This is a genomic window from Streptomyces sudanensis, assembly GCF_023614315.1.
GTDB classification, from domain to species: Bacteria; Actinomycetota; Actinomycetes; order Streptomycetales; family Streptomycetaceae; genus Streptomyces; species Streptomyces sudanensis.
This window is the reverse complement of the sequence record NZ_CP095474.1, coordinates 4,568,584-4,589,303: the sequence shown is the minus strand read 5'-3', so window position 1 is coordinate 4,589,303 and position 20,720 is coordinate 4,568,584. Positions and strand designations below refer to the sequence as shown.

General features: G+C 73.4%; 18 protein-coding genes and 2 pseudogenes. 1 reads left to right on the top strand and 19 read right to left on the bottom strand.

Annotated features, from left to right (window positions below):
• Positions 1 to 322: 322 nt before the first annotated feature.
• From MW084_RS21245 to pyrR, 15 genes and pseudogenes are all read right to left on the bottom strand, one after another.
• Positions 323 to 2,003: pseudogene (locus MW084_RS21245) on the bottom strand (primosomal protein N'); the annotation flags it as partial.
• Positions 2,004 to 2,005: 2 nt separating this feature from the next.
• Positions 2,006 to 2,288: primosomal protein N' family DNA-binding protein (locus tag MW084_RS21240; RefSeq protein WP_476718375.1), on the bottom strand; the 283-nt coding region annotated here is incomplete at its 3' end.
• Between the two features lie 140 nt (positions 2,289 to 2,428).
• Entirely contained in the window at positions 2,429 to 3,637 is a 1,209-nt protein-coding gene (metK, locus tag MW084_RS21235; protein ID WP_010470430.1) for a methionine adenosyltransferase, read from the bottom strand.
• Positions 3,638 to 3,873: 236 nt separating this feature from the next.
• Complete coding sequence (gene coaBC / locus MW084_RS21230) at positions 3,874 to 5,088, bottom strand: bifunctional phosphopantothenoylcysteine decarboxylase/phosphopantothenate--cysteine ligase CoaBC (protein WP_010470432.1); 1,215 nt, start codon at positions 5,086 to 5,088, stop codon at positions 3,874 to 3,876.
• Between the two features lie 152 nt (positions 5,089 to 5,240).
• Positions 5,241 to 5,513 carry a DNA-directed RNA polymerase subunit omega gene (rpoZ, locus tag MW084_RS21225; RefSeq protein WP_003982715.1) on the bottom strand — a complete coding sequence of 91 codons (273 nt, stop codon included), beginning with the start codon at positions 5,511 to 5,513 and terminating at the stop codon, positions 5,241 to 5,243.
• A gap of 33 nt (positions 5,514 to 5,546) precedes the next feature.
• Complete coding sequence (gene gmk / locus MW084_RS21220) at positions 5,547 to 6,140, bottom strand: guanylate kinase (RefSeq protein WP_010470435.1); 594 nt, start codon at positions 6,138 to 6,140, stop codon at positions 5,547 to 5,549.
• 51 nt (positions 6,141 to 6,191) lie between these two features.
• Entirely contained in the window at positions 6,192 to 6,515 is a 324-nt protein-coding gene (locus tag MW084_RS21215) for an integration host factor (protein WP_010470436.1), read from the bottom strand.
• A 326-nt stretch (positions 6,516 to 6,841) separates the two neighbouring features.
• Positions 6,842 to 7,681, bottom strand: a complete 840-nt coding sequence (gene pyrF, locus MW084_RS21210; protein WP_010470437.1) for an orotidine-5'-phosphate decarboxylase — start codon at positions 7,679 to 7,681, stop codon at positions 6,842 to 6,844.
• The gene (locus MW084_RS21205; RefSeq protein WP_010470438.1) at positions 7,678 to 8,787 is read right to left on the bottom strand and encodes a quinone-dependent dihydroorotate dehydrogenase; all 1,110 of its coding nucleotides are present in this window, start codon (positions 8,785 to 8,787) and stop codon (positions 7,678 to 7,680) included. Before MW084_RS21205 ends, pyrF begins: the two co-directional genes overlap by 4 nt.
• Before the next feature lie 62 nt (positions 8,788 to 8,849).
• Positions 8,850 to 12,158 carry a carbamoyl-phosphate synthase large subunit gene (gene carB / locus MW084_RS21200; RefSeq protein ID WP_010470439.1) on the bottom strand — a complete coding sequence of 1,103 codons (3,309 nt, stop codon included), beginning with the start codon at positions 12,156 to 12,158 and terminating at the stop codon, positions 8,850 to 8,852.
• Positions 12,151 to 13,290 carry a glutamine-hydrolyzing carbamoyl-phosphate synthase small subunit gene (gene carA / locus MW084_RS21195; protein WP_010470440.1) on the bottom strand — a complete coding sequence of 380 codons (1,140 nt, stop codon included), beginning with the start codon at positions 13,288 to 13,290 and terminating at the stop codon, positions 12,151 to 12,153. The genes carB and carA overlap by 8 nt, the downstream gene beginning before the upstream one ends.
• Positions 13,287 to 13,862: a PH-like domain-containing protein gene (locus MW084_RS21190; protein WP_010470441.1), complete on the bottom strand. Its 576-nt coding sequence runs from the start codon at positions 13,860 to 13,862 to the stop codon at positions 13,287 to 13,289. The genes carA and MW084_RS21190 overlap by 4 nt, the downstream gene beginning before the upstream one ends.
• Positions 13,859 to 15,145, bottom strand: coding sequence for a dihydroorotase (locus MW084_RS21185; protein ID WP_010470443.1), 1,287 nt, complete (start codon positions 15,143 to 15,145; stop codon positions 13,859 to 13,861). The genes MW084_RS21190 and MW084_RS21185 overlap by 4 nt, the downstream gene beginning before the upstream one ends.
• Before the next feature lie 5 nt (positions 15,146 to 15,150).
• Positions 15,151 to 16,134 carry an aspartate carbamoyltransferase catalytic subunit gene (locus MW084_RS21180; protein ID WP_010470444.1) on the bottom strand — a complete coding sequence of 328 codons (984 nt, stop codon included), beginning with the start codon at positions 16,132 to 16,134 and terminating at the stop codon, positions 15,151 to 15,153.
• Between the two features lie 144 nt (positions 16,135 to 16,278).
• Entirely contained in the window at positions 16,279 to 16,854 is a 576-nt protein-coding gene (pyrR, locus tag MW084_RS21175) for a bifunctional pyr operon transcriptional regulator/uracil phosphoribosyltransferase PyrR (protein WP_010470445.1), read from the bottom strand.
• 198 nt (positions 16,855 to 17,052) lie between these two features.
• Here pyrR and bldD point away from each other — a divergent pair, with 198 nt between their 5' ends.
• A complete protein-coding gene (gene bldD, locus MW084_RS21170; protein WP_010470446.1) occupies positions 17,053 to 17,553 on the top strand; it encodes a transcriptional regulator BldD in 501 nt (166 codons plus the stop codon).
• Between the two features lie 133 nt (positions 17,554 to 17,686).
• Here bldD and nusB read toward each other — a convergent pair whose 3' ends face one another.
• The 4 genes and pseudogenes from nusB to MW084_RS21150 all read right to left on the bottom strand — a co-directional run.
• Positions 17,687 to 18,115, bottom strand: a complete 429-nt coding sequence (gene nusB / locus MW084_RS21165) for a transcription antitermination factor NusB (RefSeq protein WP_010470447.1) — start codon at positions 18,113 to 18,115, stop codon at positions 17,687 to 17,689.
• A 2-nt stretch (positions 18,116 to 18,117) separates the two neighbouring features.
• The gene (gene efp, locus MW084_RS21160; RefSeq protein ID WP_010470448.1) at positions 18,118 to 18,684 is read right to left on the bottom strand and encodes an elongation factor P; all 567 of its coding nucleotides are present in this window, start codon (positions 18,682 to 18,684) and stop codon (positions 18,118 to 18,120) included.
• A 57-nt stretch (positions 18,685 to 18,741) separates the two neighbouring features.
• Positions 18,742 to 19,854, bottom strand: a complete 1,113-nt coding sequence (locus MW084_RS21155) for an aminopeptidase P family protein (RefSeq protein WP_010470449.1) — start codon at positions 19,852 to 19,854, stop codon at positions 18,742 to 18,744.
• A 121-nt stretch (positions 19,855 to 19,975) separates the two neighbouring features.
• A pseudogene (locus tag MW084_RS21150) lies at positions 19,976 to 20,659 on the bottom strand (AAA family ATPase); the annotation flags it as partial.
• Between the last annotated feature and the right edge of the window lie 61 nt (positions 20,660 to 20,720).

Sequence of the window (20,720 nt, the reverse complement as noted above, 5' to 3'; positions counted from 1 at the left end):
GGGCGGCTCCGTCCCGGCGCCCCGGAGGCCCGGCGCCCGGAGTCCCGGACGCCGCCCGGGGCGTCCGCGTGCCCGCCCCGCGCCGTGCGGCGGGGCCGCCCCGGGCCCCGGGAGCTTCGGGGGCTTCGGGGGCTTCGGGTCCGTCCTCAGCCGATGTCCGGCGGGTCCATCCTGACGCGGACCGGTGGTGCGCCTCCCTTGGCCAGGCGGGCGGCCTGGGCCTTCTTGAGCGCGGACGCCAGGGCCGCGCCGGCCCCCGGCCGCACCCGCACCAGGGCGCGCTCCCACGGCCCGTCGGCGGGCGGGCCGNCCGGGCGGCGCNGCTCCGCCCTCCGGCGGGCGGAGCGGCACCGGCCCCAGGACCTCCGCTCCGGGCGGGAGCCCGGCCGCCGCCAGGAACCCGGCGACGACCCCCTGGGGGCCCGCCACCGCGGCCATCCGGGAGACCGGTGGGAAGCCCAGTTCCGCGCGTTCGGCCAGCTCCCGCTGGGCGTGGCCCACCGGGTCCCACCGCACCAGCGCCTGCACGGGCCGCAGCGTCGGCTCGGCGACGACCACCACCGTGCCTCCCTCGCCCTGGCCCCGCACCAGCGACGCGGCGTCGATCCAGCGGCGCAGCGCCTCCTCCCCGGCCCGCAGGTCGGGCCGGGCCAGCAGGGCCCAGCCGTCCAGCAGCAGCGCGGCCGCGTACCCGCCCTCGGCGACCGGTTCGGCGCCCGGGGTGCTCACCACCAGCGCGGGCCTGCCGGGCACGGAGTCCAGGACGTGGTCGCGCCCGGAGGTGCGCACCGGTACGGCGGGGAAGGCCCGCCCCAGTTCCTCCGCCGTCCGCCGGGCGCCGACGACCCGGGCGCGCAGCCCGGTGGAGCCGCACTCGGCGCAGTGCCAGTCCGGTTCGCCTCGCCCGCACCAGTGGCACCTCAACTCCCGCTGCTCGGGGGCCTCCAGGGGCCCGGCGCAGTGCCGGCACCGGGCGGGCGCGCGGCACCGCCCGCACGCCAGCCGGGGCACGTAGCCGCGCCGGGGCACCTGCACCAGCACCGGCCCGGACCTCAGCCCGTCCCGTACGGCCTGCCAGGCGAGGGACGGCAGCCGCGCGGCCCGCGCCGCCTCGTCGCGCGCCAGCTCCTGGTCCCCCACGGTCCGCACCAGCGGCGCGGCGGCCCGCACCCGCTCGCGCGGTGCCGTCAGCAGACGCGCCCAGCCGCTCGCGACGAGCTGGGCGGCCTCCACCGTGCAGCTCGTGCCGCCCAGCAGGAAGCCGCACCTGTCGCGCGCGGCGCGCAGCAGCAGGACGTCGCGTGCGTGCGGATGCGGGGCGTGCGGCTCGCTGTGGCTGCCGTCGCCGTCGTCCCAGACGGCGACGAGCCCCAGGTCCCGTACGGGGGCGAACATGGCGGCGCGCGTCCCGACGGCGGCCCGCACCGAGCCGCGCCGCACCGCCAGCCACTGCCGGTAGCGCCGTTCGGGCCCGGCTTCGGCGGTGAGCAGTGCGTGCCGCCCCTCGCCGAGGACGGCCGTCAGCGCGGCGTCCACGCGCGCCGCGTCCCGCCCGTCGGGTACGACGACGAGGGCGCCGCGCCCGGAGGCGAGCGTCGCGCCCACCGCCCGTGCCAGCTCCTGCGCCCAGTGCGGGCCGGGCAGGGCGTTCCACACCGCGCGCGGCGCACCGCCCCGCGCGAGGGCGTCCAGGAACGCCTCGCCGTGGGTGTACCGCGCCCAGGTGCCGGCCTCCGGCGCGGGCGGCGGCGGCAGCGGGTCGGGCGACGGCCTGCCCTCCGCGCGGGCGCTGCGGGGCGGCACGGCGAGTTGCAGGACGTCGGCGAGGCTGCCGGCGTACCGGTCGGCGACGGCCCGCGCCAGTCCCAGCAGCTCGGGGTCGAGGACCGGCTCGGGGGACACCACATCGGCGAGCGCGGCCAGCGGTCCCGTGTAGTCCGTGTCGGCGCGCCGCTCGACGAGGAACCCGTCGACGAGCCGCCCGCCCTCGCGCCGACAGACAGNNCCCGGTGCGCGCCCGCCCCGAACCGCACCCGCACCCGCACCCCGGGCCGGGCCGCGGTGTCGAGTTCCTCGGGCACCGCGTAGTCGAAGAACTGGTCGAGGTGGAGGACGCCCTTGTTGACGACGACCCGCGCGACGGGCAGTTCCCCCGCCAGCGCGGCCCCCCGCCACGTCCGCGGCCTGGCCCGCGGCGCCTTCGCCCGCCGCACGGACTCGCGGACGAGCGCGAGCTGCTCCGGCCCGCCGTCCGGCCGCCCTTCCCGGTCCCCGCTCCCGCTGCTCACAGCCCCATGCCTACCAGACGCCACCGACACCGCGCCCCGGCCGCGGGGCGCGGGCGGGGCGCGGTGTCGGTGGCGCGAAGACGCCGGAGTCCGGCTCCGCACGGGACGGGGCCGGACTTCCGGTGGCTGTCGGGCGGGGTCTACAGACCGGCGGCCCTGCGGAGGGCGTCGACGCGGTCGGTGCGCTCCCAGGTGAAGTCGGGCAGCTCGCGGCCGAAGTGGCCGTAGGCGGCGGTCTGCGAGTAGATCGGCCGCAGCAGGTCCAGGTCGCGGATGATCGCGGCCGGGCGGAGGTCGAAGACCTCGGCGATGGCGTTCTCGATCCGCTCCGCGTCGATCTTGGCGGTGCCGAAGGTCTCCACGAACAGACCCACCGGCTCGGCCTTGCCGATCGCGTAGGCGACCTGCACCTCGCACCGCGAGGCCAGTCCGGCGGCGACCACGTTCTTGGCGACCCAGCGCATCGCGTACGCCGCCGAGCGGTCCACCTTCGAGGGGTCCTTGCCCGAGAACGCCCCGCCGCCGTGGCGGGCCATCCCGCCGTAGGTGTCGATGATGATCTTCCGGCCGGTCAGCCCGGCGTCGCCCATCGGTCCGCCGATCTCGAACCGGCCCGTGGGGTTGACCAGCAGACGGTACCCCTCCGTCTCCAGCTTGATCCCGTCCTCCAGGAGCCCCGCCAGCACGTGCTCCACCACGAACTCCCGGATGTCCGGGGTCAGCAGCGAGTCCAGGTCGATGTCCGAGGCGTGCTGCGAGGAGATCACCACCGTGTCCAGGCGGACCGCCTTGTCGCCGTCGTACTCGATGGTCACCTGCGTCTTGCCGTCGGGGCGCAGGTAGGGGATCGTGCCGTTCTTGCGGACCTCCGTCAGCCGCCTGGACAGCCGGTGCGCCAGGTGGATCGGCAGCGGCATCAGCTCCGGCGTCTCGTCCGACGCGTAGCCGAACATCAGCCCCTGGTCCCCCGCGCCCTGGGCGTCCAGCTCGTCCCGGTCGCCCTCCACCCGCTGCTCGTAGGCGACGTCGACGCCCTGGGCGATGTCCGGCGACTGCGACCCGATCGACACCGACACCCCGCACGACGCCCCGTCGAAGCCCTTCTTCGACGAGTCGTACCCGATCTCCAGGATCTTCTCGCGCACCAGCGTCGGGATGTCCGCGTACGCCTGGGTGGTCACCTCGCCCGCCACGTGCACCAGACCGGTGGTGATCAACGTCTCCACCGCCACGCGGGAAGACGGGTCCTCCCGCAGCAGGGCGTCGAGGACGGTGTCGCTGATCTGGTCAGCGATCTTGTCGGGGTGACCCTCGGTCACGGATTCCGAGGTGAACAGACGACGGGACACGATGCTCCCTGGGGTTGCAGCGGCTGCTGGCTGATCATTTGCGGACCGGCAGGGGCTGCGCCCCGTGACGTTCCGCGGACAGTTTATCGGGCGCTCCCCGCCGCGGGACCAGGGCGTCCCATGTCGCGGGGCCGGGCCGGCCGCGCCGGCCCCCCGCCGACGGCAAGATCACCTTCCCCGCGGGGGGAGTTGCCTCGCTTCCGGAAGTCCGGGAGCCGTGAGGAGGATCACGGGATTCACCCTCGCGGCAGCCGGGCCGCCACCTGGTCCCACACGATGTCCGCGAGCGCTTCCTTGGGGCCCCGGGGAACGGGGGTCTCCGTGCCGTCGGAGGCGAGGACGACGGCCTCGTTCTCCTCCGACCCGAAGGTCCTGCGCTCCCCCACCTCGTTGACGACGAGCAGGTCGCAGCCCTTGCGGCGGAGCTTGGCCCGGCCGTTCGCGAGGACGTCGTCGGTCTCGGCGGCGAAGCCGACGACGACCTGGCCGGGGCGGGCGCGGCCGGCGGAGAGCTCCGCGAGGACGTCCGGGTTGCGTACGAGGGCGACGGGCGCGGGCTCCTCGCCCTCCCGCTTCTTGATCTTGCCTTCGGCGTACGCGGCGGGGCGGAAGTCGGCCACGGCCGCGGCCATGACCACGGCGTCGGCGTCGGCGGCGGCCTTCAGGACGGCCTCGCGCAGCTGCACGGCCGTCCCGACGTGGACGACGTCGGCGCCGGCCGGGTCGGGCATGCCGGTGTTGGCCTCGACGAGCGTGACGCGGGCGCCGCGCGCGACGGCGGTGCGGGCGAGGGCGTAGCCCTGCTTGCCCGAGGAGCGGTTGCCCAGGTACCGGACGGGATCCAGCGGCTCGCGGGTGCCGCCGGCGCTGACCACGACGTGCCGGCCGGCGAGGTCGGGCTCGGCGACGCCGCGGGCGAGGACCCGCCGGCAGACCTCGAAGATCTCGGCGGGGTCGGGGAGCCGGCCCTTGCCCGTGTCGGCGCCGGTGAGGCGGCCGACCGCGGGTTCGACGACCACGGTGCCGCGGCGGCGCAGCACGGCGACGTTGTCCCGGGTGGCCGGGTGCTCCCACATCTCGGTGTGCATGGCCGGGGCGAGGACGACCGGGCAGCGGGCGGTGAGCAGCGTGTTGGTGAGGAGGTCGTCGGCGAGGCCGTGGGCGGCCCTGGCGAGCGTGTCGGCGGTGCAGGGGGCGACGACGACGAGGTCGGCGGTCTGCCCGATGCGGACGTGCGGCACCTCGTGGACGTCGTCCCAGACCTGGTCGGAGACCGGGTTGCCGGAGAGTGCCGACCAGGTGGCGGCGCCGACGAAGCGCAGGGCGGACTCGGTCGGGACGACCCGTACGTCGTGACCCGACTCGGTCAGCCGGCGCAGCAGCTCGCACGCCTTGTAGGCGGCGATGCCGCCGCTGACTCCGAGGACGACCTTGGGCTTGGGCTCGGGCACTGCGCCTCCCGCTCTGGGGGTTGGTACGGCGTCCCGGCCTGCCGGGACTGCACGGCTTTCCGGGGCCGCACGGCCGCCGGGTTCGCGGTTTCCGGGACGCACCGCAGGCCCGGCGGAAGCCCGCCGGGCCTGGTGATGATGCGGAGGGGCTCTTACTGCGCCGGGCCCTCGACGGCCTCGGAGGTCAGCAGGCCGGCGTTGATCTCCCGCAGGGCGATCGAGAGCGGCTTCTCGTGGACGTGGGTGTCCACCAGCGGACCGACGTACTCGAGCAGGCCCTCACCGAGCTGCGAGTAGTACGCGTTGATCTGCCGCGCACGCTTGGCCGCGTAGATCACGAGGCTGTACTTCGAGTCCGTGGCCTCGAGGAGCTCGTCGATCGGCGGGTTGATGATGCCCTCGGGCGCGGTGATGGAAGAGGACACGCTCTACCTTCCGAAAAAGTGGACAAGGAGAAATCAGACAACGTCCATCAAGGCTAGCAGCTCGCGCGCCACGTCCTCGACGGAGGTGTTGACCAGGCTGGTGTCGAACTCGGACTCGGCCGCGAGCTCCACCTTGGCCGCCTCCAGGCGCCGCTCGATCACCTCGGGCGACTCGGTGCCGCGGCCGGTGAGCCTCCGGACCAGCTCGTCCCAGCTCGGCGGGGCGAGGAAGACCAGCCGGGCCTCGGGCATGGACTCGCGGACCAGTCTGGCGCCCTGGAGGTCGATCTCCAGGAGGACGGGTTCACCGGCCTCCAGCCGCTCCTCGACGGCCCGGCGCGGCGTGCCGTAGCGGTTGCCGGCGAACTCGGCCCACTCCAGCAGTTCGCCGTTGGCGACGAGCTTGTCGAACTCGTCGTCCGTGACGAAGTGGTACTGCACGCCGTCCTGCTCGCCGGGGCGCGGCTTGCGGGTCGTGGCCGACACCGAGAGCCAGACCTCCGGGTGGACCTTGCGCATATGGGCGACGACCGTGCTCTTGCCGACCCCGGAGGGGCCGGAGAGCACGGTCAGTCGCGGACGTACGTCCGGGGGCTCGGGGGTCGTCCCCCGGGATGTTGCAGCCATGGGGCGATTATTCCAGCTTCCCCGGGGCCCCCGGGACGCCGGTGCCGGCCGTCAGGCCTTGGAGCCGCCGAATTCGCGCTCCAGTGACGCGATCTGGTTGGAGCCGAGCCCGCGGACGCGGCGGCTCTCGGAGATGCCCAGCCGCTCCATGATCTGCTTGGCGCGGACCTTGCCCACGCCCGGCAGGGACTCCAGGAGGGCGGAGACCTTCATCTTGCCGATGACGTCGTTCTCCTGGCCCTGCTTGATGACCTCGTGAAGCGAGGCGCCGGAGTGCTTGAGTCGATTCTTGACCTCGGCCCGCTCCCGGCGAGCCGCGGCGGCCTTTTCGAGCGCGGCTGCGCGCTGTTCAGGGGTAAGGGGCGGAAGAGCCACGCCTACGTCACCTCGGATGTCGAACTGTCGGATACGGACCGGTGAGGGACCTGGTGGCCCACACCAAGCGAGCAACGAGCAACGCGATGACCGCTGCGAACGCTGACTCTCGTCGGAGACTAGCGGCCAGGACCGCCAGAATCATCGAGAACAGCGGAAAAGTCCAGGTCAGCATCGATCTTGCCAGACAAAAGAGACATAACGACCAGGTTTGGGGCGTGAATCCGTCAACAACCGTCGCGGGCCGTTCCGCGGGCGTCCGCCCCGGTCGGGGGCGCCCCACCCGACCGGGTGGACGCCTCCCGGGGGCGGGCCGCGGCGCGGGCTCAGCCGCCGACGGCGGCCCGCACCTCGTCCGCGTACCGCTCCGCCGCGCCCCGCAGGACCGCCGCGTCGGGGCCGTGGCGGAGGATGGCGCGGCCGACGTTCGGGACGACGTTGCGCACGGCGGCGCCGAAGACGGCGGGCAGGTCGGCCGGGGTGGCGCCCTGCGCTCCGATGCCCGGCGCCAGCAGGGGGCCGTCGATGTCCAGGTCGAAGGAGGACAGGTCGCCGAGGGTGGCGCCGACCACCGCGCCGAAGGAGCCCATGGGGGCCTGCCCGGCGTTCTCCGCGGCGAGGTGCGCCAGCACGGTCGACGCGACGGTCCGCCCGTCCCCGCGCACGGCCCGCTGGACCTCGGCGCCCTCCGGGTTGGAGGTCAGGGCGAGGACGAACAGGCCGGCGCCGCTCTCGCGCGCCAGGTCGACGGCCGGCTTCAGGGAGCCGTAGCCCAGGTACGGGGAGACGGTCAGCGCGTCCGAGAACAACGGCGAGCCCGGACGGAGGAACGCCTCCGCGTACGCGGCCATGGTGGAGCCGATGTCGCCGCGCTTGGCGTCCATCACGACCAGGGCGCCGGCGTCCCGCAGGTCCGCTACGGCCCGCTCCAGGACCGCGACGCCGCGCGAGCCGAACCGCTCGAAGAAGGCGCTCTGCGGCTTGAAGACGGCGACGGTGCCGGCCAGCGCGTCCACCACGGTGCGGGTGAACGCCTCCAGGCCGCGGACGTCGTCGGCGAGGCCCCAGGCGGACAGCAGGGAGGCGTGCGGGTCGATGCCGACGCACAGCGGGCCGCGCGCGTCCATGGCCTCGCGGAGGCGGGCGCCGAAGGGTACGGGGGTCACTGGGCCGCCTTCCGGGTGTCCGCGCCGACGGCGTCGGCGAGGGTGGCGTACGGGGATGCCTTGAGCCGGGCCGCGAGGCCCTTGTGGACGGCGCGGGCGTAGAACGGGCCCCGGTAGATGAGGGCGCTGTAGCCCTGGACGAGGGTCGCGCCGGCGAGGATGCGCCGCCAGGCGTCCTCGGCGTCCTCGACGCCGCCGACGCCGACGAGGACGAGCCGGTCGCCCACGCGCGCGTACAGGCGGCGCAGGACCTGGAGGGAGCGCTCCTTGAGCGGGGCGCCGGACAGGCCGCCGGTCTCCGCGACCAGCGCCGGGTCGGAGGCGAGGCCCAGGTCCTCGCGGGCGACGGTGGTGTTGGTGGCGATGATCCCGTCCAGGCCCAGCTCCACGGCGAGGTCCGCGACGGCGTCGACGTCCTCGTCGGCCAGGTCGGGGGCGATCTTCACCAGGAGCGGGACGCGGCGGTGCGGGGCCGTGCGGTCGGCGGCCTCCCGGACGGCGGTGAGCAGCGGGCGCAGCGCCTCCGTGGCCTGGAGGTTCCGCAGGCCGGGGGTGTTGGGCGAGGAGACGTTGACGACGAGGTAGTCGGCGTGGCGGGCCAGCCGCTCGGTGGACTTCACGTAGTCCGCGACGGCCTCCGCCTCGGGGACGACCTTGGTCTTGCCGATGTTGACGCCCACGACGGTCCTGAAGGCCGGCACGCGGGCGCGGAGCCGTTCCGCGACGGCGGCGGAGCCCTCGTTGTTGAAGCCCATGCGGTTGATCAGGGCCCGGTCCGGCACGAGGCGGAAGAGGCGCTTGCCGGGGTTGCCGGGCTGGGGCTCGCCGGTGACCGTGCCGATCTCGACGTGGTCGAAGCCGAGCATCGCCATGCCGTCGATGGCGACGGCGTTCTTGTCGAAGCCCGCGGCGAGCCCGAAGGGGCCGTGCATCCGCAGGCCGAGGGCCTCGGTGCGCAGCTCCCGGTAGCGGGGCGCCAGGACGGCGGCGACGAAGGTGCGCAGCACGGGCACGGCGGCGACGAGGCGGATCCAGCGGACGACCGCGTGGTGGGCGCGCTCGGGGTCCATCCGCTTGAAGACGAGGTGGAAGAAGAGTTCGTACATTCCGGTGGCGTGTCCTCGTGAGGAGGGGGACACCGCGGTGGCGGTGTCCCCCTCGTGGGCTGCTAGTCGCGGGCCGCGATCAGGTGGTCGGCGTGTTCCTGGAGGGAGCGGACACCGACCCCTCCGTTCTTGAGGGCGTCGATGCCCTGGACGGCCGCGGCGAGCGCCTGGACCGTCGTGAGGCAGGGGACGCCGCGCGCCACGGCGGCGGTGCGGATGTCGTAGCCGTCGAGGCGGCCGCCGGTGCCGTACGGGGTGTTGACGATGAGGTCGACCTCGCCGGCGTGGATCAGCTGGACGATCGTCCTCTCTCCGTTCGGGCCCTCGCCCTCGGACTGCTTGCGCACGACGGTGGCGTTGATGCCGTTGCGCTTGAGGACCTCGGCGGTGCCGGAGGTGGCGAGCAGCTCGAAGCCGTGGGCGACCAGCTCGCGCGCCGGGAAGATCATCGAGCGCTTGTCGCGGTTGGCGACCGAGATGAACGCGCGGCCCTTGGTGGGCAGCGGGCCGTACGCGCCGGCCTGCGACTTGGCGTACGCCGTGCCGAAGACCGAGTCGATGCCCATGACCTCGCCGGTGGAGCGCATCTCCGGACCGAGGACGGTGTCGACGCCGCGGCCGTGGATGTCGCGGAACCGCGACCACGGCATGACGGCCTCCTTGACCGAGATCGGCGCGTCGAGCGGGAGCTCGCCGCCGTCGCCCCGGGCGGGCAGCAGGCCCTCGGCGCGCAGCTCGGCGATGGTCGCGCCCAGCGAGATGCGGGCGGCGGCCTTGGCCAGCGGCACGGCGGTCGCCTTGGAGGTGAAGGGGACCGTGCGGGAGGCGCGCGGGTTGGCCTCCAGGACGTAGAGGATGTCCCCGGCCATGGCGAACTGGATGTTGATCAGGCCGCGGACGCCGACGCCGCGCGCGATGGCCTCGGTGGAGGCGCGCAGGCGCTTGACGTCGAAGCCGCCGAGGGTGATCGGGGGCAGGGCGCACGCCGAGTCGCCGGAGTGGATGCCGGCCTCCTCGATGTGCTCCATGACGCCGCCGAGGTACAGCTCCTCGCCGTCGTAGAGGGCGTCGACGTCGATCTCTATGGCGTCGTCGAGGAAGCGGTCGACCAGGACCGGCCGGGTGGGGCTGATCTCGGTGGACTCGGCGATGTACTGCTCCAGCCGGGTCTCGTCGTAGACGATCTCCATGCCGCGGCCGCCGAGCACGTAGGACGGGCGGACCAGGACCGGGTAGCCGATCTCGTCGGCGATGGCCTTGGCCTCGGCGAAGGTGGTCGCGGTGCCGTGCTTGGGCGCGGGGAGGCCGGCCTCCTCCAGGACGCGGCCGAAGGCGCCGCGGTCCTCGGCGGCGTGGATGGCCTCCGGCGGGGTGCCGACGATCGGGACGCCGTTGTCCTTGAGGGCCTGGGCCAGGCCGAGCGGGGTCTGGCCGCCGAGCTGGACGACCACGCCGGTGACGGGGCCGGCCTGCTGCTCGGCGTGGACGATCTCCAGCACGTCCTCGAGCGTCAGCGGCTCGAAGTACAGGCGGTCGGAGGTGTCGTAGTCGGTGGAGACGGTCTCCGGGTTGCAGTTGACCATCACGGTCTCGTACCCGGCGTCGCTCAGCGCGAAGGAGGCGTGGACGCAGGAGTAGTCGAACTCGATGCCCTGGCCGATGCGGTTCGGGCCGGAGCCCAGGATGATCACGGCCGGCTTCTCGCGCGGGGCGACCTCGGTCTCCTCGTCGTACGAGGAGTAGAAGTACGGGGTCCTCGCGGCGAACTCGGCGGCGCAGGTGTCGACGGTCTTGTAGACCGGGCGGACGCCGAGGGTGTGCCGGAGCTCGCGGACGACGTCCTCGCGCAGGCCGCGGATCTCGGCGATCTGCCGGTCGGAGAAGCCGTGGCGCTTGGCGTCGGCGAGGAGCTCGGGGTCGAGCCTCTCGGCGGCGGCCAGCTCGTCCGCGATCTCCTTGAGGAGGAACATCTGGTCGACGAACCACGGGTCGATCCGGGTGGCGTCGAAGACCTCCTCGCGGGTGGCGCCGGCGCGGATGGCCTGCATGACGGTGTTGATCCGGCCGTCGGTGGGGCGGGCGGCCTCGCGCAGCAGGCCGGCCTTGTCGCCGGGGTCGCCGGTGAAGGCGAACTGGCTGCCCTTCTTCTCCAGGGAGCGCAGGGCCTTCTGCAGCGCCTCGGTGAAGTTGCGGCCGATGGCCATGGCCTCGCCGACCGACTTCATGGTGGTGGTCAGCGTCGAGTCGGCCTGCGGGAACTTCTCGAAGGCGAAGCGGGGCGCCTTGACCACGACGTAGTCGAGCGTGGGCTCGAAGGACGCCGGGGTCTCCTGGGTGATGTCGTTGGGGATCTCGTCGAGCGTGTAGCCGACGGCGAGCTTGGCGGCGATCTTGGCGATGGGGAAGCCGGTCGCCTTCGACGCCAGGGCGGAGGAGCGCGAGACGCGCGGGTTCATCTCGATGACGATGACCCGGCCGTCCTCGGGGTTGACGGCGAACTGGATGTTGCAGCCGCCGGTGTCGACGCCGACCTCGCGGATGATCGCGATGCCGATGTCGCGCAGGATCTGGTACTCGCGGTCGGTGAGGGTCATCGCGGGCGCGACGGTGATGGAGTCGCCGGTGTGGACGCCCATGGGGTCGAAGTTCTCGATGGAGCAGACGACCACGACGTTGTCGTGCTTGTCGCGCATCAGCTCCAGCTCGTACTCCTTCCAGCCGAGGATGGACTCCTCCAGGAGCACCTCGGTGGTCGGGGAGAGCGTCAGGCCCTGGCCGGCGATGCGGCGCAGCTCGTCCTCGTCGTGGGCGAAGCCGGAGCCGGCGCCGCCCATGGTGAAGGAGGGGCGGACGACCACGGGGTAGCCGCCGAGCGTCTCGACGCCCTTGAGGACGTCGTCCATGGAGTGGCAGATGACCGAGCGGGCCGACTCGCCGTGGCCGATCCTGGCGCGGACCGCCTCGACGACGCCCTTGAAGAGGTCGCGGTCCTCGCCCTTGTGGATGGCCTCCACGTTGGCGCCGATCAGTTCGACGCCGTACTTCTCCAGGACGCCCTGCTCGTGCATGGAGATCGCGGTGTTGAGCGCGGTCTGGCCGCCGAGGGTGGGCAGGAGGGCGTCGGGGCGCTCCTTGGCGATGATCTTCTCGACGAACTGGGGGGTGATCGGCTCGACGTACGTGGCGTCGGCGATCTCCGGGTCGGTCATGATCGTCGCCGGGTTGGAGTTGACCAGGATCACCCGCAGGCCCTCGGCCTTGAGGACGCGGCACGCCTGGGTGCCGGAGTAGTCGAACTCGGCGGCCTGGCCGATGACGATCGGGCCGGAGCCGATGACCAGGACGGACTGGATATCGGTGCGCTTAGGCACGCTGGCCCTCCATCAGGGAGACGAAGCGGTCGAACAGGTACGCGGCGTCGTGGGGACCCGCTGCCGCTTCGGGGTGGTACTGGACGCTGAAGGCCGGCCGGTCGAGCAGCCGCAGGCCCTCGACCACGTTGTCGTTGAGGCAGACGTGGGAGACCTCGGCGCGGCCGTAGGGGGTGTCGGACGCCTTGTCGAGCGGGGCGTCGACGGCGAAGCCGTGGTTGTGCGCGGTGACCTCGACCCTGCCGGTCGTGCGGTCCTGCACCGGCTGGTTGATGCCGCGGTGGCCGTACTTCAGCTTGTACGTGCCGAAGCCCAGCGCGCGGCCGAGGATCTGGTTGCCGAAGCAGATGCCGAACAGGGGCGTCCCGCGCTCCAGGACGGCGCGCATGACGGCGACGGGGTGGTCGGCGGTGGCGGGGTCGCCGGGGCCGTTGGAGAAGAACACCCCGTCGGGGGCGACGGCGTACACGTCGTCGGCGGTGGCGGTGGCGGGCAGGACATGCACCTCGATGCCGCGCTCGGCCATCCGCTGCGGGGTCATGCCCTTGATGCCGAGGTCGACGGCGGCGACGGTGAACTTCTTCTCGCCGATCGCGGGGACGACGTAGGTCTCCTTGGTGGCGACCTCGGCGGAGAGGTCGGCGCCCTGCATCTGGGGCTGCGCCCGGACCTTGGCGAGCATCTCGGCCTCGCCGGCGACGGCGTCGCCGGAGAAGACGCCGACCCGCATGGCGCCGCGTTCGCGCAGGTGGCGGGTGAGGGCGCGGGTGTCGACACCGCTGATGCCGACGACGCCCTGGCGCGCCAGCTCCTCGTCGAGGGAACGGGTGGAGCGCCAGTTGGAGGGGGTGCGGGCGGGGTCGCGGACGACGTAGCCGGAGACCCAGATGCGGGCGGACTCCATGTCCTCGTCGTTGACGCCGGTGTTGCCGACGTGCGGGGCCGTCATGACGACGACCTGGCGGTGGTACGAGGGGTCGGTCAGGGTCTCCTGGTAGCCGGTCATGCCGGTGGAGAAGACGGCCTCGCCGAACGTCTCCCCCACGGCCCCGTAGGCACGGCCGCGGAAGCTGCGGCCGTCCTCCAGGACGAGTACGGCGGGAACCCTGGTTCCCCGGGTGGAGGTCGTCATCGTGCGGCGCCTTCCGTCGTGGTGTTCTGGGTGCTGAGGGAGTTGAGGGCGGTGACCCACGCGGGGTGCTCGGCCGCCCGGTCGGAGCGGAAGCCGGAGTCGATCAGCCGGTCGCCGTGGGCCCAGGTGACGACCAGCAGGCCGCCCTCGGTGAGGACCTTGCCGGCGATGCCCGTGTCGAGCCGGGCCCCGCGCAGCCGGTCGGCCGGGACGAAGAAGTCGGCGGCCCCGGGGCGCACGACCCGCAGTCCCGCGTCGGTCAGGGTCAGCTCGGCCCGGCTGCGGACGCCGAGGCCGTGGGCGACGATCCGCTCGAGCCACTGCCCGGCGACGGTGGACCCGTGGTAGCGCCCGCTCATGGCGAGCACGGGCTCGCCCGCCGCCTCGGGGGCGGTGGGGAGTTCCGGCAGGACGGCGGACTGCACCTTGTCGCGCCACTTCCAGCCCTGCCGCATCAGCCAGCAGGCGAGGACCACGAAGAGCAGGAGGAGGCCGACCCAGCCGAGGCGGGCGGTCCAGTCGGTCACCTCGGCCGACCGGGGTTCGGCGGCGAGGGGGGTCAGAGGTGTCACGCGAGCTTCCCGTCCATGAGCGTTGCCCTGCCCCGCAGGAAGGTGTGGGTGACGCGTCCCGGCAGTTCGCGGCCCTCGTAGGGGGTGTTGCGGCTGCGGGAGGCGAAGCCCGCGGGGTCCACCGTTCCACGGTAAGCCGGATCGACCAGTGTCAGGTTCGCGGGCTCGCCCACCGAGACGGGGCGGCCGTGGCCGGTGGCCCCGCCGATGCGGGCGGGGGCGAAGGACATGCGGTCGGCGACGGCCGCCCAGTCGAGCAGACCGGTGTCGACCATCGTGTGCTGGACCACGGACAGCGCGGTCTCCAGACCGACCATGCCCATGGCCGCGGCGGCCCACTCGCAGTCCTTGTCCTCGTGCGGGTGCGGGGCGTGGTCGGTGGCGACGATGTCGATGGTGCCGTCGGCGAGGGCCTCGCGCAGGGCCGTGACGTCGCGCTCGGTGCGCAGCGGCGGGTTGACCTTGTAGACCGGGTCGTACGTGCGGACCATCTCGTCGGTGAGGAGGAGGTGGTGCGGGGTGACCTCGGCGGTGACGTCGATGCCGCGGGACTTGGCCCAGCGGACGATCTCGACGGAGCCGGCGGTCGACAGGTGGCAGATGTGGACGCGGGAGCCGACGTGCTCGGCGAGGAGGACGTCCCGGGCGATGATCGACTCCTCGGCGACGGCGGGCCAGCCGCCGAGGCCGAGTTCGGCGGAGACGACGCCCTCGTTCATCTGGGCGCCCTCGGTGAGCCGGGGCTCCTGGGCGTGCTGGGCGACGACGCCGCCGAACGCCTTCACGTACTCCAGGGCGCGGCGCATGATCACGGCGTCGTCGACGCACTTGCCGTCGTCGGAGAAGACGGTGACGCCGGCGGCGGACTCGTGCATGGCGCCGAGCTCGGCGAGCTGCCTGCCCTCCAGGCCGACGGTGACGGCGCCGACGGGCTGCACGTCGCAGTAGCCGTGCTCGCGGCCGAGGCGCCAGACCTGCTCGACGACGCCGGCGGTGTCGGCGACGGGGAAGGTGTTGGCCATGGCGAAGACGGCGGTGTAGCCGCCGCTCGCGGCGGCGCGGGTGCCGGTGAGGACGGTCTCGGAGTCCTCGCGGCCGGGCTCGCGCAGGTGGGTGTGGAGGTCCACGAGGCCGGGCAGCAGGATCTGCCCGGCGGCCTCGACCACGGTCGCGCCGTCGGCGCTCAGGCCGGTGCCGACCTGGGCGATCGTCTCGCCGTCGACCAGGACGTCCCGGACCTCGCCGCCGAGGACCTTCGCACCACGGATCAGGGTCTTGCTCATGCTGGTTACTTCTCCTCGGTACGGGGCGACGGCTGGGTGAGGGCGGGTTCGTTGCCGCCGAGCAGCAGGTAGAGGACGGCCATGCGGGTGAACACGCCGTTGGCGACCTGCTCGACGACGGTGCAGCGGGGGGAGTCGGCGACCTCGGCGGTGATCTCCATGCCGCGGACCATGGGGCCGGGGTGCATGACGACGGCGTGCTCGGGGACCTTCGCCATGCGCTCGGCGTCGAGGCCGTAGCGGCGGGAGTACTCGCGCTCGGTGGGGAAGAACGCGGCGTTCATCCGCTCGCGCTGGACGCGCAGCATCATGACGGCGTCGCTCTTGGGCAGGGCGCTGTCGAGGTCGTACGACACCTCGCAGGGCCAGGCACCGACGCCGACGGGCACGAGGGTGGGCGGGGCGACGAGGGTGACCTCGGCGCCGAGGGTGTGGAGGAGGTCGACGTTGGAGCGGGCGACGCGGCTGTGGAGGACGTCGCCGACTATGGTGACGCGCCGGCCGGACAGGTCGCGGCCGAGGCCGGCGTCGCGGCCGACGAGGCGGCGGCGCAGGGTGAAGGCGTCGAGGAGGGCCTGGGTGGGGTGCTGGTGGGTGCCGTCGCCGGCGTTGATCACGGGGGCGTCGATCCAGCCGGAGTTGGCGAGCCGGTAGGGCGCGCCGGAGGCGCCGTGCCGGATGACGACGGCGTCGACGCCCATCGCGGCGAGCGTCTGGGCGGTGTCCTTGAGGGACTCCCCCTTGGAGACGCTGGAGCCCTTGGCGGAGAAGTTGATGACGTCGGCGGAGAGGCGCTTCTCGGCGGCCTCGAAGGAGATCCGGGTGCGGGTGGAGTCCTCGAAGAAGAGGTTGCAGACCGTCCGGCCGCGGAGGGTGGGCAGCTTCTTGATCGGCCGGTCGGCCAGCCGGGCCATCTCCTCCGCGGTGTCGAGGACCAGTACGGCGTCGTCCCTGGTGAGGTCGGCGGCCGAGATGAGGTGGCGCTTCATCTGGGTGTGCTCCATGAGGTGTGGAGGTCGGTTCCGTGGGCGTGCCGGGCGGGGGCCTGCCGCCGGGCGCGGGCGGCCGGAGCCGCGGCGCGGCCGTACCGCGGGACGGGCCGCGGCGCGGAGCGGGGACGGGTGTGCCGGTGGCTACTTCTCGCCGGTCGGGGCGGGTTCGCGCACGCCGAGCAGCACGGCGTCGCGGCCGTCCTCCTCGGAGAGCCGGACCATGACCGCCTCGCGCAGCGACGTGGGGAGGTTCTTGCCGACGTAGTCGGCGCGGATGGGCAGCTCGCGGTGGCCGCGGTCGACCAGGACGGCGAGCTGCACGGCGCGGGGGCGGCCGATGTCGCCGAGCGCGTCGAGGGCGGCGCGGATGGTGCGGCCGGAGAACAGCACGTCGTCGACGAGCACCACCAGGCGGCCGTCGATCCCGCCACCGGGGATCTCGGTGCGGGCGAGGGCGCGCGCCGGACGGAGGCGCAGGTCGTCGCGGTACATGGTGATGTCGAGGGAGCCGACCGGCGTGGCGCGGCCGGTGATCTGCTCGAGCTTTTCGGCCAGGCGCCGGGCGAGGAACACGCCGCGCGTGGGGATGCCGAGGAGGACCACGTCGTCGGCGCCCTTGGCGCGTTCGACGATCTCGTGGGCGATGCGGGTCAGGACCCGCGCGATGTCCGCGCTCTCCAAGACGGAGCGAGTGTCTGACTGCGGGGTGGCGTCCATACGGAACGGACCTCCTTCTCCGCCTCACGGGACGGACCTTAAAGGACGTCGGAATGTCGTCCTCCACCGTACCAGGGCCCGGACGGGGCCCGGCACGGACCGTTCGGCTTGACGCACCCAAGTAACGCTGCGTAACCTTACAGTGAGTTACCAGCCACGCGGCGGAGCCGCACGTTGTAACAGTGTCCAGGGAGCTATATGTCCAGCGAATACGCAAAGCAGCTCGGGGCCAAGCTCCGTGCCATCCGTACCCAGCAGGGCCTTTCCCTCCACGGCGTGGAGGAGAAGTCCCAGGGCCGCTGGAAGGCCGTCGTGGTCGGTTCGTACGAGCGCGGCGACCGCGCCGTGACCGTGCAGCGTCTCGCCGAGCTGGCCGACTTCTACGGCGTCCCGGTGCAGGAACTGCTGCCGGGCACCACGCCCGGGGGCGCCGCCGAGCCCCCGCCGAAGCTGGTCCTGGACCTGGAGCGCCTGGCCCACGTCCCGCAGGACAAGGCGGGCCCGCTGCAGCGCTACGCGGCGACGATCCAGTCGCAGCGCGGCGACTACAACGGCAAGGTGCTCTCGATCCGCCAGGACGACCTGCGGACGCTGGCGGTCATCTACGACCAGTCCCCCTCGGTCCTGACCGAGCAGCTGATCAACTGGGGCGTCCTGGACGCCGAGGCCCGCCGCGCGGTCGCCCACGAGGAGGGCTGACCCGCGCAGAAACGTTGCCGCCGGGAGGGCGGTCCCGGCGGCCGGGACCGCCCTCCCGGCTTGTCCGCGGCGGCGGTGCGGGAACGCGACGAAGAGGACCCGCGGCGGAAGGCCGCGGGTCCTCTTCGTCGCGTCAGTCCCGGCGAAGGCCGGGCTTCAGGTCCTTGAAGCGGGCCAGCAGGCCGTTGACGAACGACGGCGAGTCGTCGGTGGAGAACTCCTTGGCGAGCTGGACGGCCTCGTCGATGGCCACGGGGTCCGGCGTGGCGTCGACCCAGACCAGCTCGTACGCCCCGAGACGCAGGATGTTCCGGTCGACGACCGGCATCCGGTCGAGCGTCCAGCCCACCGCGTAGGTGGAGATGAGCTCGTCGATGCGACGGGCGTACTGCGCGTACCCCTCCACCAGCTCCATCGTGTACTCGTTGACCGGCGGCTGCCGGTCGTCGGACCGGGCGTGCCCGATCCAGTCCGCGAGGACCTGCTGCACGGGCACCCCGCGCTGGTCGGCCTCGAAGAGGATCTGGAAGGCGCGCTTGCGGGCCTTGTTGCGGGCGGCCACGGTTAGCTGTTCACCCGGCCGAGGTAGTCGCTCGTACGGGTGTCGACCTTGATCTTCTCGCCGGTGGTGATGAAGAGCGGGACCTGGATCTGGTGGCCGGTCTCCAGCGTCGCGGGCTTGGTGCCGCCGGTGGAGCGGTCGCCCTGGACGCCCGGCTCGGTCTCGGCGATGGTCAGCTCGACGGCGGCGGGCAGCTCGACGTACAGCACCTCGCCCTCGTGGGTGGCGACGGTGGCGGTGAAGCCCTCGATCAGGAAGTTCGCGGCGTCGCCGACGGCGGGGCGGGCGACGTGGAGCTGGTCGTACGTCTGCATGTCCATGAAGACGAAGTACTCGCCGTCCATGTACGAGAACTGCATGTCGCGGCGGTCGACGGTGGCCGTCTCGACCTTGACACCGGCGTTGAAGGTCTTGTCGACGATCTTCCCGGAGAGCACGTTCTTGAGCTTGGTGCGCACGAAGGCCGGGCCCTTGCCGGGCTTGACGTGCTGGAACTCGACGACGGACCAGAGCTGGTCGTTGTCGAGCTTGAGCACCATGCCGTTCTTGAGGTCGTTCGTGGTGGCCACGGTTGCGGAATCTCCTGGACTGACGCTGGTGGACGACCGAGGAAGGCACGGTACGCGCTAGAGCGCGAGCAGCTCCTTGGTCGTGATGGTGAGTAGCTCGGGTCCGCCGTCCGCCTCCTGGCGTACGACGAGCGTGTCATCGATCCGGACCCCGCCCCGTCCCGGGAGGTGGACCCCCGGTTCGACGGTGACCGGCACGCAAGCGTCCAGTTTACCCATGGCCGAAGGGGACAACTGCGGGTCCTCCTCGATTTCCAGGCCCACTCCGTGCCCCAGGGACGGGGTGAGGGCGTCGCCGTAGCCTGCGGCGTCGAGGATCTGGCGGGCGGCCCGGTCGACGTCGCGGCAGGCGGCGCCGGGGGCGAGCGCCTCGCGGGCGGCGCGCTGGGCGGCGAAGACGAGGTCGTACAGCTCGATCTGCCAGTCGGCGGGTGCCGTGCCGATGACGAAGGTGCGGCCGATCTCGCAGCGGTACCCGTGGTAGTCGGCGCCCAGGCAGACGGAGAGGAAGTCGCCCTCCTCGACGCGGCGATCGGAGGGCCGGTGCCGGCCGCGGCCGGAGTGGGGGCCGGTGGCGACGGAGGTGGGGAAGGCCGGGCCGTCGGCGCCGTGGTCGACCAGGCGCCGCTCCAGTTCCAGGGCGAGGTGGCGTTCGGTGCGGCCGACGAGGATGGACTCCAGGAGCTCGCCGAGGGCCTGGTCGGTGATCTCGGCGGCGACGCGGAGGCAGGTGATCTCCTCCTCGTCCTTGACGAGCCGCTCCTGTTCCACGGAGGTCCCGAGGTCGGCGAGGCGCAGCCGCGGGACGGCGGAGCCGATCGCCCGGTACCGGGCGACGCTCAGGTGCCGCTCCTCCACGGCGAGGGTGCCGGCGCCCGCCCGGTGCGCCAGGTCGGCGGCGGTGACGGCGGGGTCCGCGCCGGAGGGCGGCAGGAGGATGAGCCGCAGCGCCCCGTCGGCCCGCCCCGCGACCGGGTCGCCGGCGGGGGCGTGGGGGTACAGGAGCACGTCGTCGTCCGCGCGCTCGCCGAGCAGCAGCACGGCGCCGGGCGGTGCCGCGCCCGCGAGGTAGCGGACGTTGGCGGGACGGGAGACCAGCGCCGCCGCGGCTCCGGCCGCCGCGCACCGGTCGCGCAGCCGCCCGCGGCGGTCCGCATGCACCTGGGACATGTCCCGAGCGTACGAGCGGGAGCGCGTCCCGGCAGTTCCGGCACACCCGACCGGGGCCCCGCCGGGTCCCGGGAGGACCGGGCCCGGCGTGCGACGGGGCCCGGGCGCGGCCCCGCCCCGCTCACCAGCTCGGCGGGCTCGTCAGGGAACGGGCCAGGACCTCGTCGAGGACCCGGGCCGTCGTCTCCACGTCGTAGTTCGAGTTGTCGATGATCGGCAGGCCCGAGGCGTGCCAGCCGGCCATGCGGCCGTGGATGCCGGCGACCTCCTCGTCGGAGAGGCGCCGGTTGCCGCTGCGCTCGGCGTTCCGCTCCAGGACGACCTCCAGTCCGGGCAGCAGGACCACGGGCAGCAGGCCCGGGCCGACGTGCCGCTTCCAGCCGCCCAGGCCCACCGCCGGGCGGTCCGGGAAGACCGCGTCGTCGAGGATGCAGGAGATGCCGTTCGCCAGGAAATTGCGCGCGGCGAAGCCGCAGGTGCGGCGGGCCAGCCGGTACTGGGCCTCGGACCGGTCGTTCCACCCGGACTGCGGGTCGGCGAACCCGGCGCACACCCACTCGCGCACGTCGTCCAGGCTGATGTGGGCGGTCGGCACGCGGCGGTGGTGCGCCCAGTACCGGGCGACGGTCGTCTTCCCGGCGCCCGCGGGACCTATGAGCAGGACGGCGAGGGTGGCCGTGCCCGTGCCCCGGGGCCGGACCGCGCCCGGTGCTGCGGACGGCGGGGCCACCGGCGGCAGGTGGACGTGGCCCGTCGTCTCGTACGGGGGCGGTGCCGCGGCGGGGTGCGGGGCCGGCCAGGGGTGGCCGGCCCCGCACGCCCCCGTCTCTGATTCACATCATCCTCGCGCCCACGAGACGCCCCTC

What these genes read in the sequence shown, in the direction of transcription:
- MW084_RS21205 (WP_010470438.1), bottom strand. Translation starts at nt 8,787, where the DNA reads ATGTACGAACTCTTCTTCCACCTCGTCTTCAAGCGGATGGACCCCGAG.
- carA (WP_010470440.1), bottom strand. Translation starts at nt 13,290, where the DNA reads ATGACGACCTCCACCCGGGGAACCAGGGTTCCCGCCGTACTCGTCCTG.
- MW084_RS21185 (WP_010470443.1), bottom strand. Translation starts at nt 15,145, where the DNA reads ATGAGCAAGACCCTGATCCGTGGTGCGAAGGTCCTCGGCGGCGAGGTC.
- gmk (WP_010470435.1), bottom strand. Translation starts at nt 6,140, where the DNA reads ATGGCTGCAACATCCCGGGGGACGACCCCCGAGCCCCCGGACGTACGT.
- MW084_RS21155 (WP_010470449.1), bottom strand. Translation starts at nt 19,854, where the DNA reads ATGTCCCAGGTGCATGCGGACCGCCGCGGGCGGCTGCGCGACCGGTGC.
- bldD (WP_010470446.1), top strand. Translation starts at nt 17,053, where the DNA reads ATGTCCAGCGAATACGCAAAGCAGCTCGGGGCCAAGCTCCGTGCCATC.
- MW084_RS21180 (WP_010470444.1), bottom strand. Translation starts at nt 16,134, where the DNA reads ATGAAGCGCCACCTCATCTCGGCCGCCGACCTCACCAGGGACGACGCC.
- pyrR (WP_010470445.1), bottom strand. Translation starts at nt 16,854, where the DNA reads ATGGACGCCACCCCGCAGTCAGACACTCGCTCCGTCTTGGAGAGCGCG.